Raw genomic sequence first — 18,220 nt, forward strand, 5'->3', positions numbered from 1 at the left:
TCTGCTTTACCGGCGTAAAGATTAAAGCCGATCAGTTATTTAGCTGATCGGCCCGGCGGTTTCCGGTGGATTTGTTCGCTAAGCACGCCATCCTGAACTATATTTTTTGCAGACCCTTAAAAAAGACTGCAATCATGGCCAGAAAGTTACGTACCTCACCCGCTGGAATACCTCAACACATTCACCGACTGTCCCGCCCGGCGCTGTCGGCTTTACCCGATGACGAAGACAAAGCCGTTTATCTCAAGGCTCTGGCCAATTACGCAACGCGTTATCAGGTAGCGGTACATGCATGGGGTATGAGTGATAGCCAGTTGCAGTTGCTGGTAACGCCGAAAACTGATGGCGGAATATCAAGTATGCTTCAGGCCACCGGGCGCATTTATGCCCAGCATTACAATCAGAAATACGCCCACAGAGGGGGGATCTGGCAAGACCGCTATAAAGCGTCATTAATTTTGGCAGATGACTACCTGATAGCGGTATACCGTTATATCGACCGTTTGCTGTTTGTTGAAGGTAGCACTATCCCACATGTCGCCGCTAACGCGGCTAATGAACCCATCACCGCAGATACAAAAAAAGCCATAGGCTCCCATTCTTTGCATGCCCAGCCACGAGGCTGGAGTAGCGCTTATGAGAATCAGCATGGTGCATCAACGGCGCTGTTGACCCCACACAGCCGATACATTGCGCTGGGCGATACCCCGCAGGACAGACAGCAAGCCTATCAACAATTGTTTAGCAACGTGCTGCCTGAGGCACAACTTGCTGATATTCGCAAAGCGCTGAAAATGAGCCTGGCATTAGGAGATGAGCATTTTATTAAGCGTTTAGAACAGGTTATAGGCCGGCGGTTATTAGCGGGCAAGCCGGGCCGGCCAAAAAAAGCGCCTCTGCAAAAAAACGCTATCGGACCTGCGGTGTCTCAGGCCGCGAGTGCTTAAGGCCGCTATTGCGGGTAAGGGCTACGCTTAATTCATTGATCAGACCGGCGTGGCGCCGGTGTACATAGTGAAACATGTCGTGTTCCCCGATGACGTAGGTCTGGTGGGGGCGGGTTAGTGCAAACTGATGATTATCAGCAAAAACCAGATGTACAAAATAGGTAATGCGGTGACGGTTAAACAAGGCATTTAAAATACGCGGCGATTCTATGAAACTGTGCTTGTAGGGAAGATTAACGTCTATTAAAAGCTTCATTATTGAAGCGGTCCCCCGATCGAAAAAAACTTTCTTTTCCCGACTTTCTAACACGCTCTGGTCACATGGCAAATGCAAAGGGCAAACCAGTTCTAAACGCAGCGCGCCTAACGATGGGCCAACCCGTAAAATATTCTTATAAGCCTGCGCGGCATTGCTGCGCGCGATTAAATCTGCATCAATAGTGCCCCTTTCCAAGGCGAGCAGGCGGCGGGTCAATGGCATGCTCACATAGCGTACTTCATAACCAATATCTGCGTAGCTTTGCACAATAAGCGGTTGTAAACTTACAGAGCCAGGATGCTCTACATAGCTTATTACCAGTTGCCTGGCATTTAACGGAAGGACCATCAGCCCAAACAGCATTATGATGAATACAATGCGCATGGTGGAACAATACCAAATTGGTAAGCACGTAGCGTAAAGTATGGTCAAGACTTCTACTTTTGGCTAGTAAGACCAGCCAACTTGCAGTGATAAGATAGCCTCTGTTAAAGGCTACCGTCATCAGTTTCTGGTAGACGCTGTTATTGCTTTTCTACCTCATCATTTGCCGCTTCACGGGACTTAGTGGCATCATTCAAATCCACCGACTCTTCTACCGAGCCTTGTAACGCTTCAATAAAGGCATTTTTAATAATAGCGCCTAATGCTGGTAACACCGGCGTTTGCGGATTATCCAGCTGACCCTCGATGGGAATTCGGGTGGCGATTTGATCTTGTGACTGATTTTCAAATAACTCAGCGATGAAGGCGGACGTCGCCTCTACTACGCCTTTAAAAAATCCGTCATTGTCCCGTTTTATATCCCCTTTCCATGAAAATACTTCAACATTATGTAATATAGGTTTTACGTAGCCTTGGACGTAGCCATCATCGCTGGCAATTTCGGCAGCCAGCTCCAGCGTACCGGCTTCAAGATCAAACGGAGCATAAGTATCCAGCAGGTTCTTAAAGTTAACCAAGGCTACATCGTTTGCCTGCACATCAATGTCAAAGGTCGGATTCTTGGTGCTGGGATTTAGTTGAGATTGTACCGACAGGGTGCCTTGTTCCGCGGTTTGGGCAACAAACTTTGCGCGCGCTACCAGGTCCTTGGATAGGTCGCGACTGTTTACCAGGTTATAGGCTTCACCATTTATAGCATGTAAGGCTACATCGATGGGCGGGGCTGCATCGGGATTATAAAAGGCAATTTGACCTTCGATAATAGCGAGCTTATCAATTCGCAAAGGGAACAGCTGATTGGCCAGATTTAGCCAGTTTTCTGATTCACCGGTCTGATCCTGCTGATCATTAGCAGCATCAATAAAATTAATTTCTGGACGCGTTAACGTAACATCTCCTACGCCTCGCCCACGAATCAGGGCGGACCATAGCAAACTGAACTCAACTTTATCGGCTTTAAACAGAGGGCGTTCTACTGAGCCCCCATCCTGCACCAGAATAATTTGTTCCAGACTGTAAGCGCCGCGCCAGAGCATAAGATCCACATCGCCTACCTTGCCATGATAATCACCCGGCTGGCTAAGCGTACGGTTGATATACCACTGCGCTGCATAAGGTAACGCCAGTCGAATCGCTATCACTACCAGTAACAGTACAATAAACCCTTTAATCAGGCGGGACGACCGGGCCATAAATTTACCTCAATTTCATCAGCGTAAGCATGATTTGTTGAAAATTTCATGCCACATAGCCCAGCCTTGCTAGTTAAGATAAAGTACTGTTTTTGATGGGCTATAATTCGCTATTGTAAGCTCTCATGCAGAGCTGCACGGTATGGGCAACGCAGAGTTGCCCATCTCAGGTAAAAATTACTCGGGCTTAAACAAGCCGATGACATCTTCCTGTTCGCGGGTGGTGGCTTTTACCTTGTCATCTGTCTGGGTTTCCTGGTAATCACATTCTACGCATTTCAGTTTTTCCAGATTGTTTTCGAAGTACAGCATAATGGTATCTGTTGCCTTACAGCTGGGGCAGGTAGCACCGGCAATAAAGCGACGACGGTTTTTATTGGTCATAAGGCCTCGTCTGGTAGCAAACATTTCTCGTTTAATTATACCGTACTGCGCCCGCGTTTGCTCAATTGGGTCAGTTAAACCTGCGTTATATTGAAAAATATTAACGGGTATATATTGTGCTAAAACACCTGACCCAATGTATAAAACAAGCGTTAATGGTGTATTTTTGCTACGCTGTTGCGCCGAAATTCCAGCAATGCAAATGGTCCATGATTAAGCTTTCAGATATAACATTGATGCGAGGCAGCAAGGTATTGCTGGCCCAAGCCAACGCCCAGATATTTCCCGGCCATAAAGCGGCCCTGATAGGTAGCAACGGCTGCGGTAAATCCAGCCTGTTCGGGCTACTGCGCAATGAATTGTCACTGGATACCGGCGACTGCCATATGCCAGCTAACTGGCGCGTAGTGAGTGTGGCTCAGGAAACCCCGGCAGTTGATCGCGCCGCAATTGATTATGTTATTGATGGTGACCGTCATCTGCGTGACTTACAGGCCCGCTTAGCGAGCGCTGAAGCGCAGCACGACGGGGTGGCGATAGCGGCTTTACATGGGCAACTTGAGCAAGCCGGGGCGTACGATGTGCAAGCGCGCGCAGCAACTATACTCGCCGGGTTGGGCTTTTCCCACGGCCAGCTTGACGCGCCGGTAACAGATTTTTCGGGTGGCTGGCGAATGCGTTTAAACCTCGCCCAGGCTTTATTATGCCCGTCTGACCTGTTGTTACTTGATGAACCAACTAACCATCTGGACTTAGATGCGGTAATTTGGTTAGAAAAGTGGTTACAGCGCTATAGCGGAACTTTGCTGTTGATATCCCATGACAAAACCTTTATTGATACTACGGTAAGCCAGATAATCAGCGTTGAGAATCAACAGTTGGTCACCTATACCGGTAACTATTCCTCATATGAAGTTCAACGTGCCGAGCGAGCCCGCTTGCAGAACATTGAGTATGGTAAACAACAAGATAAAATCGCCCATCTTGAGTCGTTTATTACGCGCTTTAAAGCAAAAGCGAGTAAAGCAAAACAGGCCCAAAGCCGAATTAAGCAACTGGAAAAAATGGAAACCCTGTTGCCCGCGCATGCGGCCAGCCAGTTTAGCTTCTCCTTTGCGCCGCCTAAAGATTTACCTAACCCTCTGATTGCCATGGAAAAGGTGAAGCTGGGTTACGACAGTACCGTTATTGTTGAACAGGTTAAACTGAACCTGGTGCCCGGTAGCCGAATTGGTTTACTGGGCCGTAATGGGCAGGGTAAATCGACACTTATTAAGCTGCTGGCTGGTGTGCTGTCCCCTATGCAAGGCGATTTCGCTACTGCGCAGGGCCTGAATGTGGGTTACTTTGCCCAGCATCAGCTTGAATATCTGGATCCTCAGGCCTCGGCGCTACTGCATTTGCAGCGTCTGGATAAGCACGCCACCGAGCAACAACTACGTAATTTCTTAGGAGGTTTTGGTTTCAATGGTGACCAGGCATTAGATCCTGTTGCACCGATGTCTGGTGGTGAGAAAGCCCGGCTGGTGCTGGCGCTAATTGTCTATCAAAAGCCTAACTTATTGCTGTTGGATGAACCTACTAACCACCTCGACTTAGAAATGCGCCACGCGTTGAATGTGGCGTTACAAGGGTTCGAGGGAGCCATGGTACTGGTATCGCATGACCGCTTTTTATTATCATCCGTATGTGAAGATTTTTATCTGGTGGATAGTGGCAGGGTGGCCCCGTTCGACGGTGATTTAGATGACTATCGTGATTGGATTTTAGCGCAGCAGAGCCAGCAAAAAGCCCCTGCCCAGGAAAAACCGAAAGAAGACCGTAAGGCCCAAAAGCGTAAAGATGCTGAATTTCGTCAACAGGTTGCTCCACTTAAAAAAGCCTTGGATAAACATGAAAAGACCATGGAACGCGTATCAGAGCAACTGCAAGAAGTTGAACAGGCATTAGCTGACCCTACGGTTTACGAGGACGATAATAAAAAACAGTTGATGACACTACTTGACCAGCAAACCAAGCTAAAACAGCAACTTGAAGAAACCGAGATGGCCTGGCTGGATGCCCAGCAGGCGATTGAAAATGCAAGGCAGGACGATGACTCAGCACAATAATCTTAGCACCGATGCTTTTTGGCACTATTCTACCAGCCTGTACCAACAACCACAGGCGGCCAGCCTGTGCTTAAGGTTGCAAGATACCGCAGGCGTTAATGTGAATATGTTACTTATGCTGTGCTGGTGCCTGCAAGAACAGCAGATAGTCGTGTTAAAACAGTGGCAAACGCTTAAAGCGGCCATTGGTCATAGTGAGCAGCTATTGGTTAAGCACCGGTTACACCGCAAAGCCGCCAAAGCGCCGTCGCATCCGGAACATCATCGCTATGCAGAGCTGAAGCAGCAGGAGCTGGTGCTAGAAGCCCAACAACAGGAAGAACTGGTCACAGTACTCAATAATCTGCTAGTCGAAACCTCGGATATCCGGGGGATTAACGCCAGTGTGGTGGCGTTTATCCATGCTTATCAGTTACGCGACAACGAACAGGCTATTGCCGATATTCGTAGCCTGATTAAACTTGCTTTAGCCGACTAACCCTATGCAGCGAACCAGCGTATCCCACGGGACCATTCAGCAAAGTGAATTTCGCGCACCCTGGTGGGCCAAAAACCGTCATTTACAAACTATCTGGCCGCGGTTTATCCAAAAGCAATTGCCGCTTAACTACCAAATGGAACGAGTCACGTTGCCAGATAGTGATTTTATTGATCTAGCATGGGGGCCGAAGCCAACTAAAACCACCGGCATAGTGGCGATGTTCCATGGTCTTGAGGGCAGTATTCGTTCGCATTATGCCAATGACATGATGGCCGCATTAAGCGGACATGGCTGGCAAGTGGTTATGATGCACTTTCGCTCATGCAGTGGCGAACCCAATCGTTTACCGCGAGCGTACCATTCCGGTGAAACCGAAGACCCCCGATTTTTTCTGGAGCTACTTAGTCAGCGCTTTCCTGGTTTGCCTAAAGTTGCAGTTGGCTTTTCCCTGGGCGCTAATATGCTGTTAAAGCTGCTGGGGGAACATCCCGCACAAAAGTGGTTAGATGGGGCGGTGGCAATTTCTGCACCGTTAAAACTCGGTGAGTGCGCTCGCAGTATCAATCAGGGTTTTTCGCGAGTTTACCAAAAATATCTATTAAACAGCATGAAGCAGACATTAAAACAAAAAATGTCTTACATCGATTATCGTAGCTTGCTGCAGTTGACGCCCCGTGATGTTGATAATATTACTACCTTTCGCCAGTTTGACGATGTGGTAACAGCGCCGTTGCATAACTTTTGTGATGCACAGGATTATTACGAAAAATGTAGCTCGTTTCATTATCTTAGCGCAATTCATTGCCCGACGTTGGTATTACACAGTATTGATGATCCTTTCATGAATCATCTGATTATTCCTCAGGAACACGAACTTGCTAACGCAGTTACCCTTGAATTAAGCGATAAAGGAGGGCACGTAGGCTTTATGCAGGGCAGTTTATTACGGCCCCAGGTTTGGCTTCAAAATAGGGTCAAAGTATTCTTTGAACAATTTTTGCCCTTCGGGCAGTGACTATCGGAATGTGCAAATGATTATACCTATAGCTTCTTTAGAGGCTGACACGCTTCACAGTATTGCCGAGTCTTTTGTGCTACGTGAAGGCACAGATTACGGAGAAATCGAAGCCAGTTTTGAGGAAAAGGTGGCGCAGGTGGTAGCCCAGTTGCATAGCGGGGAAGTCGTACTGGTATTTTCTGAGCTGCATGAAACGGTAGACATACGTCACCGCGATGCGGTAACCAGTGGTGATGAAAGCGGCGAGATAGATTAGGGCTTGGGTAATGGTCGTACTAACACGGTAACCACCCCTTGATCTAATGGGGCAATACGTTTGAAGGCGGCCTGCGATAAATCAATAATTCGCCCGGCGATATAAGGCCCGCGGTCATTTATTCTTACTGTTACACTTTTACCGTTTTGGATGTTGGTGACTTTTACCAGTGTACCAAAGGGTAATTGCGGATGAGCCGCCGTCAATGCTTGTTGCTTAAAGGTTTCGCCGTTAGCCGTCATTTTCTGATCGAAGTGGTCAGCATAAAAGCTGGCTATACCTTGTCCGGTAGGCTGGGAGCTCGGTAACGTCACAGTGGCCCCGGTAGTGGGCGCAGTGGTGCAGCCGCTTAACCACAACGTTATGCCGCCACACAGAGCTAAAAAACGCGTGGCATGCTTCATCGAAGTAAGGCCGACTAACGCCGGCCTCGCTCATGGTTCAATTAAAAGGTGTAGCGCGCAGTGACTTGCGTCAGGTCAGCATCGTCCATTTTTTTGAAGCTAACGCCAGCTGCCCAGCGCGGCGCAAAGTAATAATTAGCGCCTACCTTCATTGTTACATCGCCATCGTATACATCGTAATAGCCAACTTCAGCCATCACTTCTACCTCTTGTAGCACCATAGAACGTACACCGGCATTAACGCTATAGCCGTTCTCATCGCCGCCATCAGTGTCGATACGTTCAAAGTTGGCGCCCACGTAGGCGTCGGTCATTCCATTAAGTACGAACCGGTAACCACCACCTAATGTAGTAGTATTGATATCAAAATCGTCTTCACTCACATTGGTGTATTCTGCATTAAGGAAGATATTGTTTTCTAACAGGTATTTACTGCTGATAGTTAAACCATCGAAATCCTCATAATCGGTGTCATAGTTAGCATAGCCACCTTCAACGTAGCGCCAGTTTGGTGAGTCAGCAAGGGCCTGAAAAGATAACGACCCTACGGCCAAAGCGGAAAGAATAGTAAAAGATTTACGCATAACTGCTCCTTAAACGGTATCGGCAGGATGCCCGATACACTATTGCGTGAAAAAACCTGTTTTATAGTACTACTGAGGATAGAGCAAGGGGCTTGCCAAACTGGCCCCGTATGCCTCAAAAAGCTCGTCATTAAAGTATTTAAGTTTTTGTATTTTAATATGAAAAATAAATATCATCTGCTTGCTTTCTACGCTTACAGCATCGCTTTTCTGGCGAAAAAGTAATCTGCATGATTGTGTAAAACTGTCGCCTTCTGCCAACGTATTTTCACACTTTTACATTAGTCTTCAATTATATAGGCGTTTTAAATCTATTTATTTGACCACAAATTAGCCACAAGCAAATGATTTATATAGCATTTTTATACGCCGGTAAGATTTATCCAGCCTGGTTCAGCTCTTGCAACAATAGCGGGGCCCCTTATTATTGGAGAATTCATATGCAGCGAAGCACTAAATGTATCGGTACCTTACCGCTACCCCCCTTAGCACGGTTTTTTTTATTGTTGAAAAAGCAGCGCGGGGTGTTGAGCTTGGTTGCACTTGGCGCTATGTTCGCGGCGGGAAGCACTGGCGTTCATGCGGAGTCGGTAAACGACGCTAATTTCCCGTCTGCCAAACCTATCTTACAATCAGTGATTGAAGAGGCCAGGGCCTCAGCTGAAGGCGAGTATACGGTGGACGACCACGGGCTTGATGAAAAGCTGAAGAATATGGACTATCAGCCATATCGTTCAATTCGCTTTAAACCAGAGCAAGCCTTATGGCACGGCAAAAACGACTACGAAGTCCAGTTTTTTCACCCAGGTTTTTTATATGATGAGCCGGTTACGGTTACTGTAGTAGAGCGCGATAACAGCCAGCAAAAATTGGCATTTGACCCTGCGATGTTCAGCTATGATCAGCAAGCCGAAAAGTTTGCCGGCTTAACCGATGAAAATAGTGGTTTTGCCGGGTTTCGTATTCATTACCCTATCAAAAACGACCAGTATAAAGATGAATTTGCCGTCTTTCAGGGCGCATCGTATTTTCGCCTGGTAGGGAAAAACCAGGTGTATGGTATCTCAGCGCGTGGTTTAGCTATTGATACCGGGCTCCCGAAAGGAGAAGAATTTCCTAGCTTCACTAAATTCTGGTTAATTAAACCCCAACCGGGTAAGCCGATTACTGTATACGCGAGGCTTGAAAGCCCCTCAGTAGCTGGGGCTTATGCCTTTACTATTCGTCCTGGCAAAGATACCAAAGTGGATGTCAAAGCCTGGTTATTTGCCCGTACCGATGTCACTAAACTGGGTATCGCACCTTTCACCAGTATGTTTCTGTATGGCGAAAATACTGAACAACGTCACGATGACTACCGTCCGGAAGTACACGACAGCGATGGCGTGCTGATGATCAATCAAAATGGCGAACAAATTTGGCGACCGCTGACCAATCCTACCCGTTTGCAAATTACCTCACTAAGCGATCCTGCACCCCAAGGCTTTGGGATGCTGCAGCGCGATGGTAATTTTGAAAATTATCTGGATGCCGAGGCGAATTACCATCAGCGTCCAGGATTATGGGTAACGCCAAAAGCCGGCTTTGAAAAAGGCCGCCTGGAAGTTGTAGAAATTCCAACTGATGCTGAAATCCATGACAACATCGTGGCTTACTGGGTACCGGAAGCACCGCTTAAAGAAGGCCAGAGCCGGTATTTTGCTTATCACATGCGTACGGTAGAACAAGAACCGATGCATTATGATACCGCAGTGGTAAAACGAACTCGCCAGGGGGTTAGCCATCTGCCTGGGTTTGAATCATCTGAAGAACAAATGGTGCGCCGTTTTGTGGTGGATTTCACGTTACCTAGAGGGTTTAATCTGGAAGTTGAGGACATCAATTTAATTCTGGATGTAAACCGCGGGGCGGTAAAGCAAGCCAGAATATTCAAAGTAAACGGTGGCCGGGAGATGCGTGCCACCTTCCTGCTATTGCCCGAAGGTCAGAAGCCGGTGGATATGCGTTTATTCCTGAACCATAACAAGGAAAAAGTTAGCGAGGTGTGGAATTATGTCTATCAGCCACAAACCTAGTACGTCAAAGCACCAGCCGGGGCGGTTATGGGTTCGGGGGCGCGCCTGGCGGGTCGCTTTTATATTGTTATTAACGCTACCTACCGCGGCATTGGCAATATGGGCGTTGTACGAAATATTTCGGCCGAATGCATTAACCTGGCTGGAGATAGGCCAGCTAGCATTAGCCTTACCTCTATTTGTATGGCTATCGATGTCTTTCTGGACAGCCATCATCGGATTTGTGCTGAAACTTGTCCATATCGACCCACTGACGTTGAAAAAGCAACAGGCATCGCCCGCTCAAGATAAGCCCATAAAACACCGTCACGCGATTATAATGCCGGTATATAATGAAGATACCCGGCGTATTATGGTGGGTTTTGAAGCGTGCGTACGTGAAGTGCTGGACACGCCGTTTCATTCGCACTTCGACTTTTACATGCTGTCAGATACCCGTGATGCCGATAAGGCTACCGCTGAGCTTCAGGCCTGGCAGCAGTTAACCCAACGCTTAAGCCGTGCAGCAGGCCAGTTGTTTTACCGTAGACGTGAAAAAAATGTGGGACGCAAAGTTGGCAATATTACGGAGTTTTGTCAGCGCTGGGGTAGTCAGTATGAGTCAATGATTGTGCTGGATGCTGACAGTGTTATGTCAGCGACCCGCATGCTAGATTTGGTGCGCCGTATCGAAATGAACCCTGATGCAGCACTTATTCAAACCATTCCGATGCCCGTGCGCCAGCATTCCTTTTTCGGCCGCTTTGTGCAGTTTGCTGCCCACTTATATAGTCCTATGTTAGCTACCGGTCTGGCCTTTTGGCAAACTGACAGTGCCAATTACTGGGGGCACAATGCGGTTATTCGGGTTGCGCCATTTATGCAGCATTGTGGGTTACCTAAAGTACCTGGCCGGGCCCCGTTTGGAGGCGAGATACTTAGTCACGACTTCGTTGAAGCTGCGCTATTACGCCGAGCCGGATGGCAGTGCTTTCTATTAACGGACACCCATGGCAGCTATGAAGAAGTTCCGGCCAATATGATTGACTACGCGATACGCGACAGACGGTGGGTGCAGGGTAATATTCAACACCTTGGTTTGTTAAGTGTAAAAGGACTTAAAACCACCAACCGTTTACATTTTTTGTTCGGTGCTTTTGCGTATATTTCTTCTATTGTGTTGTTTGCCATGCTGGGGCTGGGAACCGCTGACGCGATTGTCCGAGCCACCACTCAGCCTGATTTTTTCACTTCTCGCTACCAACTTTTCCCGAGCTGGCAAATTGCCAAAGAAAGCATGATGGTGGCCACCTTGTGGGGAACCGTAGCGTTACTGTTCATGCCCAAGCTGCTTGGCCTGGTATTGGCAATGATTCAGCGCCGGCAAGAGTTTGGCGGGGTGGGGCGGTTGTTTATTGGTGGCGTCACCGAGCTTTTCATGGCTGTGCTCATAGCCCCTATGATGATGTTTTATCATAGCTACTTTGTGCTTAGTGTACTGATAGGGCATAAGGTGCGGTGGGAAGCTCAGGAACGTGAAGGCCGGATGGTACCCTGGCGTGATGCGCTGGTGTATACCCGCTGGATGACGCTGCTTGCGTTGGTTTGGGGCGGGGTAACCGCCTGGCTGACACCTACCTTGTTCCTATGGTTGTTACCCGTACTCACTGGCATGCTGATTGGCGCGGCGGTTATTCGGTATAGCAGTAGCGACAAGCTAGGTATGGGGTGTGCAAAAGTCGGTATTTTCGTAATAAATGAAGAGCGCAATGAAGATCCGAGCCTGCAAAAGGTAAGACAGGAAATGGCCGTTTTTAAAATAGATGACGCTCCTGTCAGTGCACCAGCATTGCCAGCTGACAGGTTCCAGGCAATGCCCCTACAAGACTTAAATGCGCCACCTAAACCTATGCGCAACCCGCTACCGTCTGTACGCTGAGGGCGGTTACTTCGCCAAGGGCTCTCACTTGACGCCAAGGGCTCGTGCAGGATATGCATAAAGCTGAGGCTCTTCTAACACGCTATCGCCGGGGTTCCTATCCCCCGGCAGAGGAAGGCACAAATACGCCCGGCGTGGCACCGCCAATAGCATTTTGTATTAGTTTAAGGGAGCTTTAATCAGATTTAGCTATCGTCGCAATTTGCTAAAAAGACTACCTATAAGTGATAATGAGAACTATTCTTGTTTTGTAGACACAGACAGGATTCTTTTATGAGCTTTATTGTAGCCACAGCCCCAGGGCCGTCAAATGCCCTTCGCCGTATGACGCCTAATAAGCGGATGCTGTTACCTGTGGTACTCATGGCATTGTTAATGGTGCCAGGGAGCCGACAGGTGACCTTGCAGGTTTTAAGCGATGCATTCTTCCAGGTAGGTATATTTGTTTACCTTTCTTTAGTCGCCTTCCACGCCGTAGCCAGCCGGGTTAGCGGTGGCCGTATGGCTGAACTTATCGCGCGTTATCCGGCGGTGGAGCTATCGGGCGCCGCTTTATTGGGTGCTTTACCTGGCTGCGGTGGAGCCATCGTTGTGGTCACCCAGTTCGTGCGTGGTAATGCCAGCTTTGGTGCGGTAGTGACAGTATTAACCAGTACCATGGGCGACGCCGCATTTTTGCTACTGGCCAGCGAACCTGTGACGGGCCTGTCCGTTATGGCCATTAGCAGTGTGGTCGGGGTGATCACCGGAGCAGTGGTAAACTATATTCACCAGGACGACAGTGTTATGCGCCAGCCTGCGAAGGCGAGTAATGATAATGTGGCGTGTCAGTGTGAAGGTACGCTTGCATCGCCCTTTGCCAGCCGGTTCGCAAGCTATTTCTTTCTGGTATTGGCCATACCCGCTTTGATCATTGCCTTATTTATGGCGTTTAATGTAGATATTCAAGCGTATTCAGCCGTGCTTAATACCAGTATTGTGTATGGCGGCGCCAGTGCTGCGTTTATTACCATCGTACTGTGGGCCATCAACGGTCAGGCCACAGCGCCATCACAGCCCAATGCGCCAGCAGGGAAACTACAGGTATTATCCGCTAATGCTGCTGCTGATACGCAGTTTGTATTGAGCTGGGTGGTGGTAGCGTTTTTATTATTTGAACTTCCTATGTTCTGGTTTAATGTGGATATGGCCGCAGCGTTTGATGGTATGGGCGTGGTTGCAGTGTTAGGCGCCATTGCCGTAGGTATGCTGCCTGGCTGTGGGCCACAGATTATGGTCACCGGACTGTATTTACAGGGTGCCCTGCCGTTTGCTGCGCTATTAGGTAACGGCTTGGCGAACGATGGCGATGCGTTGTTTCCGGCCATGGCGCTGGCGCCCAAAGCGGCTGCGTACGCCACCCTGTATTCAGCGGTGCCAGCCCTGGTAGTGGGTTTAGGCTGGTTTTATCTGGTGGGGTAGTTCATCGGCCAATCCCCCGGCGTAAGCTGAAAATCTGATTAGCGCGGTGTGTGGCGTAGCTGTTGTAAAATAGTGCAATCTTCAATTTGCTGGTGTGTACAGGATGTTGCGAGCTGGTGGAGGCTGTTCTCCAACAAGGCCAATTCGCGCTGAGTCTGCTGAACCCGGGCCAGCTGTTTAGCAATGATATTATCCACGGCTGCACAAGAGGCTTTGGGATGTTGCTGAACATCAAGTAGCTGTTTAATATCGTCAATACTGATATTTAGCTCTCGACATCGCCGGATAAAAACCAGCCTATCGATATCCTTTGCCTGATAATGCCGGTAGCCGTTGGCGGTTCTAAGCGAGGGTGCAAGCAAGCCTATCTCTTCATAGTAGCGTATGGTTTTTGCCGGTACCTGGGCGGCATCCGCTAACGTGCTTATTCTCATCTTGACCTTCCAGTAACTGTAATCTTTACACTTTAGCTTATCATTGATTGTGGTTACCACGTATTACTAAGCTTACTATGACCCCTTGTGTTCGTTTGACCCTGCTATTCCTATATTCGGTAGCCATATTTTCCGGCTCTGCCACTGCTGTGGCGGCCTCACAGCCCTTCTCTGCGGTCCTTCCCTCCACCCAGCAAGATGAACCTGCGCATGGGGATAATGAAGAGGTTGAGCGGGTACTTGTTCAGGCTACCCGTTCAGGTCGCATTGCCGATGATCAACCTATTCGTGTAGAGGTTGTTAACCGAGAAGAAATCCAGGAAAAGGCCGCTATGCGGCCGGGTAATATCTCTATGCTGGTAGCCGAGACAGGCGGAGTCAGAGTACAAACCACGTCGCCGGCCCTTGGGAGTGCCAATATCCGGTTGCAAGGCATGGATGGTCGGTACACTCAGTTATTGGCGGATGGTTTACCGCTTTACGGTAATCAGGCTGCATCGATTGGTCTATTGCAAATTCCGCCCACGGACTTGGGACAGGTTGAAATTATCAAAGGATCAGCGTCATCACTTTATGGCGGCTCTGCGCTGGGTGGGGTGATTAATTTGGTCTCGCGGCGGCCCGGTGATGAACTAACAGGCGAAGCCCTGTTAAACCTTACCAGCCGGGATGGCCAGGACCTTACCACGTATACCGAAGCGCCCTTAAGCAAAACGGTGAATGGCTCTGTTACGGCGGGGGCGCATTATCAACATGCAACTGATATTGATAATGACGGCTGGATTGATTTGCCCGGTTACGAGCGCTATACCGTACGGCCCCGGCTATTCTGGGAAGGAGAACAAGGCCAGAATCTTTATGCTACGGCGGGCTTTATGACCGAAAACCGGACAGGCGGAACGCTGGCAGCCAATACTGTAGACAATAGCCGGCCCTTTACCCAGAATCAGGATTCTGAGCGTTTAGACGCCGGGCTGGTGTTCGATGCCCCTGCCACTGACACGATCACCTTCCACTCCAGGGCCTCAGCCATGGCGCAGCAACATGATCATCTGTATGGCGCAGATGAAGACCGCGACCAGCACGAAAGTTACCTGATTGAAAGCAGCCTGGCGGGCTATGATAATAAAAGCGACTGGGTGGTGGGTGTCGCTTATCAAGCGGACATTTACCAGTCTGACCGGTATGCCCAGTTTGACTACACTTATGACGTGCCCGGGTTATTTGGCCAGTTGAATTATGCAGTAAATAGTAAACTATCGGCTTCTTACAGCGCCCGCCTGGATAAGCATAGTGAGTATGGAACCCAGTTCAGCCCCCGTATATCTTTACTGTACCGCCCCGGCCAATTCACCGTGCGTGGCTCTTATGGGAAGGGCTATTATGCACCTACGCCATTTGTGGAAGAGATTGAAGCAGCCGGTTTAGCCAGACTGGCAGATATCGGTGAGTTACAGGCAGAACAGGCCGATACTGCCTCCATTGATATCACCTACGCGGTGGGTAATATTGAAACCAGTGTCACTTTATTTGGGTCCAATGTAGAGAACAAGACTCAGCTTGAGGCATTTTCCTCGGCCGGCAGTGATGCGCCCGACCGGGTGAGGTTGGTGAATGCGCCGGGAGAAAGCCAAATCCGCGGGTCTGAGCTCCTGTTCCGCTATTATTGGTACGATGTAAAGCTAACGGCGAGTTATCTTTATCTGGATGCTACCGAGGCGCGTCGCGCGGCTGCTGGCCGTCAAGAGATTGCCTTAACCCCAACGCACTCTGCCGGACTGGTGGCAATGTGGGAACAACACGGTCGTTTCACAGCTGGGTTTGAAGCGTATTACACCGGCTCGCAGCGAGTAAACGATAACCCCTATATTACGCAGACCAATCCTTACTGGCATCTTGGCTTAATGGGCGAGATAACCGCTGGAAATACCAGCTGGTTTATTAACCTGGAAAATTTGCTGGATGTAAAACAAAGCGATGAACATCCGTTACTGTTACCCACTCAAGCGGCAAGCGGACAGTGGACAACCGATATCTGGTCCAGAAACGATGGGTTTATTGTTAACGCCGGAGTACGGGTGACCTTCGCTGGTGGCTGACCGGGTACCCGGCGCGTTTGTAGACGCCGGGTTACAGGGTGGTAGCCTTGCTAGCCTGCTACCAGCAAAACGTACCAGTTGCCCATAAATATAGGTTGGTGCTAGCGCTCCCCAATGGCGGACTCGCTACTGTTGGGTAAAGGTGACACTAAAGGACACAGGTACTGTCATAGTGATGCTGTCTAATCCAGCAATCTTCTGTAATGTATTAAGCCCTTGAGTTAGGCCGAAATCACCTGCTTTTAGCAGGGTAGGCGCTACCGTGGTCACCGTATACTGGCTATCGTTTACACGCGTAGCCTGCACCATAAAGCTGGTAGCCACATTTTCATCATGTAAATCAATGCTGCCTTCGATAGTATAAATTCCGGTATCGCCCGCTTTCATCGCCAGCACATCGGCCGGTAGAGAAGCGGTAAATTTGGCTTCGCCATAAGTGCCGGTCTCAAATAACTTTTCCTGCATACGGGTATCGCGTATTTCGATACCCGTATCCACGGAGGCCAGGGCTACAGTCACCGTTAGCTCACCGCTATCGGTAATGGCGCCGGATAACGAGTCGAACCTATGCACTTCAGTAATCTGTGCATTTTTGGTTGATAGAAAATGCAGTCTGGAGTCATTTTCGTCCAGTTGCCAGGCGGCCAGCGTAGGTAAGCTGGTAAGGGCACTCAGGGCGACAATCGCTGGTTTTAGCATGGGCGTTATTCCTTATGGTATTGGACAATATCCTGCCAGGGTACCCGCTGGTCCCCCATCACAACAAAGTCAGGATTTTCCAACGTTTTGCGCTGGTTATATGTCAATGGTTCAAAATTAGCTGCCAGAATACGGCCACCTGCTTCTTCCACTATGCATTGGGATGCGCCGGTATCCCATTCGCCGGTAATACCGATACGCATAAACACATCGGCTTTGCCCTCAGCGATAAAACAGGATTTCAACGAACAGCTACCCAATGGCAGCGTCTGATAAATTCGTTTGGCATTCATTCGCGAAAGGATTTTGTCGCGCGACTGACGGCGGCTGACAGCAATCATTACCACACTGCGTTTGGGATCTTCCAGCTTACGCACATGAATTTGGCGGGTTTCGTCAGGGCATTCTTTAAAAGCGCCATGATCTTTACTGGCATAATATAAGGTTTGTCCTGGGGGCCAGAAGATTACGCCAATAGTGGGCTCGTTGTTTTCAATGAGCGCAATATTAATAGCAAAGTCGCCGCTGCGAGCGATAAATTCCTGCGTTCCATCAATAGGGTCGATAAGCCAGTAGCGTGGCCACTTCTTACGCTCCGCCAAGCTGGCATGTTTATTCTCTTCCGACAATATTGGAATATTCGGTGTGGCTTCTTCTAACCGCCGGGTAATAATATCGTTCGCTTTATAATCCGCGCTGGTAACCGGCGAGTCATCATCTTTTTGATAGGCACTGAAGTCTCCTGAGTCGTATATTCTTAGAACTTCCCGGCCTGCTTCTACAGCCACCTCTTTCGCTAGTGCTAACAAAGAGGGGAGGGTGTCATCGGGCATGCTTTATTGCTCCTTCAACCATTTCTTTGCCAGAAACAAGGCTGCAATGCAGCGAGCTTCAATAAAGTCATCGCGTTCCAGCAAAGCATCTAGCTCACTTAATTTCCAGGTCACGACCTCAAGTGGTTCGGGTTCATCACCTTCCAAAGATTGTTCATACAAATCCCGCGCCACTACAATACGCATTTCTGAATTAAAAAAGTTCGGTGCCATATTCACTGTGTGAATTTCGCTAAGCTGGCGCGCCCCATAACCGGCTTCTTCTTTTAATTCGCGGTCGGCGGCTTCTACCGGGTTTTCACCAGGATCAATCAAACCCTTAGGAAAGCCCAACTGATAAGTGTGGTTACCAGCAGCATATTCGCGTACCAGAATGATAGTGTCGGCATCCAACAACGGAACGATCATAACCGCGCCACGATTGGTGCCCGCCATTCGCTCGAATTGCCGGGTTGCACCATTAGAAAATTCAAGATCAATTCGTTCTACTTTGAACAGGCGGCTCTGCGCGACAATCTCGCGATGATGGATGCGGGGCAATACTTTAGCAGGGTTTATTTTACTCATGTTTATCGTGGCTATCTTTCGCTATTATATCTATCAAGTCTAAAGCTTAATGT

18 protein-coding genes are annotated in these 18,220 nt (G+C 48.9%); 9 read left to right on the forward strand and 9 right to left on the reverse strand.

The annotated features are described in order from the left end of the window. Positions 1 to 134: 134 nt before the first annotated feature. Entirely contained in the window at positions 135 to 947 is an 813-nt protein-coding gene (locus tag D0Y50_RS00560) for a transposase (RefSeq protein ID WP_117314976.1), read from the forward strand. Here D0Y50_RS00560 and D0Y50_RS00565 read toward each other — a convergent pair. From D0Y50_RS00565 to D0Y50_RS00575, 3 genes are all read right to left on the reverse strand, one after another. Continuing rightward, positions 910 to 1,590 carry a hypothetical protein gene (locus D0Y50_RS00565; protein ID WP_108567720.1) on the reverse strand — a complete coding sequence of 227 codons (681 nt, stop codon included), beginning with the start codon at positions 1,588 to 1,590 and terminating at the stop codon, positions 910 to 912. The two genes, D0Y50_RS00560 and D0Y50_RS00565, sit on opposite strands and share 38 nt — an antisense overlap. 140 nt (positions 1,591 to 1,730) lie before the next feature. Then, positions 1,731 to 2,843, reverse strand: a complete 1,113-nt coding sequence (locus tag D0Y50_RS00570) for an AsmA family protein (protein ID WP_117314979.1) — start codon at positions 2,841 to 2,843, stop codon at positions 1,731 to 1,733. Between the two features lie 177 nt (positions 2,844 to 3,020). Then, on the reverse strand, positions 3,021 to 3,227 hold the full coding sequence (locus D0Y50_RS00575; RefSeq protein ID WP_108567809.1) for a YheV family putative zinc ribbon protein: 207 nt from the start codon (positions 3,225 to 3,227) through the stop codon (positions 3,021 to 3,023). Positions 3,228 to 3,436: 209 nt separating this feature from the next. Here D0Y50_RS00575 and D0Y50_RS00580 point away from each other — a divergent pair, with 209 nt between their 5' ends. The 4 genes from D0Y50_RS00580 to D0Y50_RS00595 are packed head-to-tail and all read left to right on the forward strand — an operon-like array spanning position 3,437 to position 7,093. Next, on the forward strand, positions 3,437 to 5,338 hold the full coding sequence (locus D0Y50_RS00580) for an ATP-binding cassette domain-containing protein (protein ID WP_117314981.1): 1,902 nt from the start codon (positions 3,437 to 3,439) through the stop codon (positions 5,336 to 5,338). Next, a complete protein-coding gene (locus D0Y50_RS00585; RefSeq protein ID WP_170145427.1) occupies positions 5,322 to 5,816 on the forward strand; it encodes a TIGR02444 family protein in 495 nt (164 codons plus the stop codon). The genes D0Y50_RS00580 and D0Y50_RS00585 overlap by 17 nt, the downstream gene beginning before the upstream one ends. Before the next feature lie 4 nt (positions 5,817 to 5,820). Continuing rightward, entirely contained in the window at positions 5,821 to 6,834 is a 1,014-nt protein-coding gene (locus D0Y50_RS00590; protein WP_117314985.1) for a hydrolase, read from the forward strand. Between the two features lie 16 nt (positions 6,835 to 6,850). Further along, positions 6,851 to 7,093, forward strand: a complete 243-nt coding sequence (locus D0Y50_RS00595) for a YheU family protein (protein ID WP_108567725.1) — start codon at positions 6,851 to 6,853, stop codon at positions 7,091 to 7,093. Here D0Y50_RS00595 and D0Y50_RS00600 read toward each other — a convergent pair. Together D0Y50_RS00600 and D0Y50_RS00605 are read right to left on the reverse strand one after the other, a co-directional pair. After that, on the reverse strand, positions 7,090 to 7,497 hold the full coding sequence (locus D0Y50_RS00600) for a septal ring lytic transglycosylase RlpA family protein (RefSeq protein WP_117314987.1): 408 nt from the start codon (positions 7,495 to 7,497) through the stop codon (positions 7,090 to 7,092). The genes D0Y50_RS00595 and D0Y50_RS00600 overlap by 4 nt on opposite strands. 41 nt (positions 7,498 to 7,538) lie before the next feature. After that, positions 7,539 to 8,081 carry an outer membrane beta-barrel protein gene (locus tag D0Y50_RS00605; RefSeq protein WP_117314989.1) on the reverse strand — a complete coding sequence of 181 codons (543 nt, stop codon included), beginning with the start codon at positions 8,079 to 8,081 and terminating at the stop codon, positions 7,539 to 7,541. A 440-nt stretch (positions 8,082 to 8,521) separates the two neighbouring features. Between D0Y50_RS00605 and D0Y50_RS00615 the strand changes: the two genes are divergently transcribed. The 3 genes from D0Y50_RS00615 (at position 8,522) to D0Y50_RS00625 (ending at position 13,535) form a co-directional block, all read left to right on the forward strand. After that, positions 8,522 to 10,156 carry a glucan biosynthesis protein gene (locus D0Y50_RS00615; RefSeq protein ID WP_117318585.1) on the forward strand — a complete coding sequence of 545 codons (1,635 nt, stop codon included), beginning with the start codon at positions 8,522 to 8,524 and terminating at the stop codon, positions 10,154 to 10,156. Next, positions 10,134 to 12,074, forward strand: coding sequence for a glucans biosynthesis glucosyltransferase MdoH (gene mdoH / locus D0Y50_RS00620; protein ID WP_117314993.1), 1,941 nt, complete (start codon positions 10,134 to 10,136; stop codon positions 12,072 to 12,074). Before D0Y50_RS00615 ends, mdoH begins: the two co-directional genes overlap by 23 nt. Before the next feature lie 273 nt (positions 12,075 to 12,347). Further along, complete coding sequence (locus tag D0Y50_RS00625; protein ID WP_117314995.1) at positions 12,348 to 13,535, forward strand: putative manganese transporter; 1,188 nt, start codon at positions 12,348 to 12,350, stop codon at positions 13,533 to 13,535. Positions 13,536 to 13,573: 38 nt separating this feature from the next. Here the strand turns inward: D0Y50_RS00625 and D0Y50_RS00630 are convergent, their stop codons facing one another. After that, complete coding sequence (locus D0Y50_RS00630) at positions 13,574 to 13,969, reverse strand: MerR family transcriptional regulator (protein ID WP_108567731.1); 396 nt, start codon at positions 13,967 to 13,969, stop codon at positions 13,574 to 13,576. Positions 13,970 to 14,046: 77 nt separating this feature from the next. Here D0Y50_RS00630 and D0Y50_RS00635 point away from each other — a divergent pair, with 77 nt between their 5' ends. Then, the gene (locus D0Y50_RS00635) at positions 14,047 to 16,068 is read left to right on the forward strand and encodes a TonB-dependent receptor plug domain-containing protein (protein WP_117314997.1); all 2,022 of its coding nucleotides are present in this window, start codon (positions 14,047 to 14,049) and stop codon (positions 16,066 to 16,068) included. A gap of 126 nt (positions 16,069 to 16,194) precedes the next feature. Here the strand turns inward: D0Y50_RS00635 and D0Y50_RS00640 are convergent, their stop codons facing one another. Genes D0Y50_RS00640 through nudE form a run of 3 tightly spaced genes read right to left on the reverse strand, consistent with a single transcriptional unit; the run spans position 16,195 to position 18,167 of the window. Next, positions 16,195 to 16,767, reverse strand: coding sequence for a YceI family protein (locus D0Y50_RS00640; protein ID WP_108567733.1), 573 nt, complete (start codon positions 16,765 to 16,767; stop codon positions 16,195 to 16,197). 5 nt (positions 16,768 to 16,772) lie between these two features. Then, positions 16,773 to 17,600, reverse strand: coding sequence for a 3'(2'),5'-bisphosphate nucleotidase CysQ (gene cysQ, locus D0Y50_RS00645; RefSeq protein ID WP_108567734.1), 828 nt, complete (start codon positions 17,598 to 17,600; stop codon positions 16,773 to 16,775). Between the two features lie 3 nt (positions 17,601 to 17,603). Next, complete coding sequence (nudE, locus tag D0Y50_RS00650) at positions 17,604 to 18,167, reverse strand: ADP compounds hydrolase NudE (protein WP_108567735.1); 564 nt, start codon at positions 18,165 to 18,167, stop codon at positions 17,604 to 17,606. Between the last annotated feature and the right edge of the window lie 53 nt (positions 18,168 to 18,220).

The sequence above is a fragment of the Salinimonas sediminis genome, assembly GCF_003429285.1.
Taxonomy (GTDB): domain Bacteria; phylum Pseudomonadota; class Gammaproteobacteria; order Enterobacterales; family Alteromonadaceae; genus Alteromonas; species Alteromonas indica.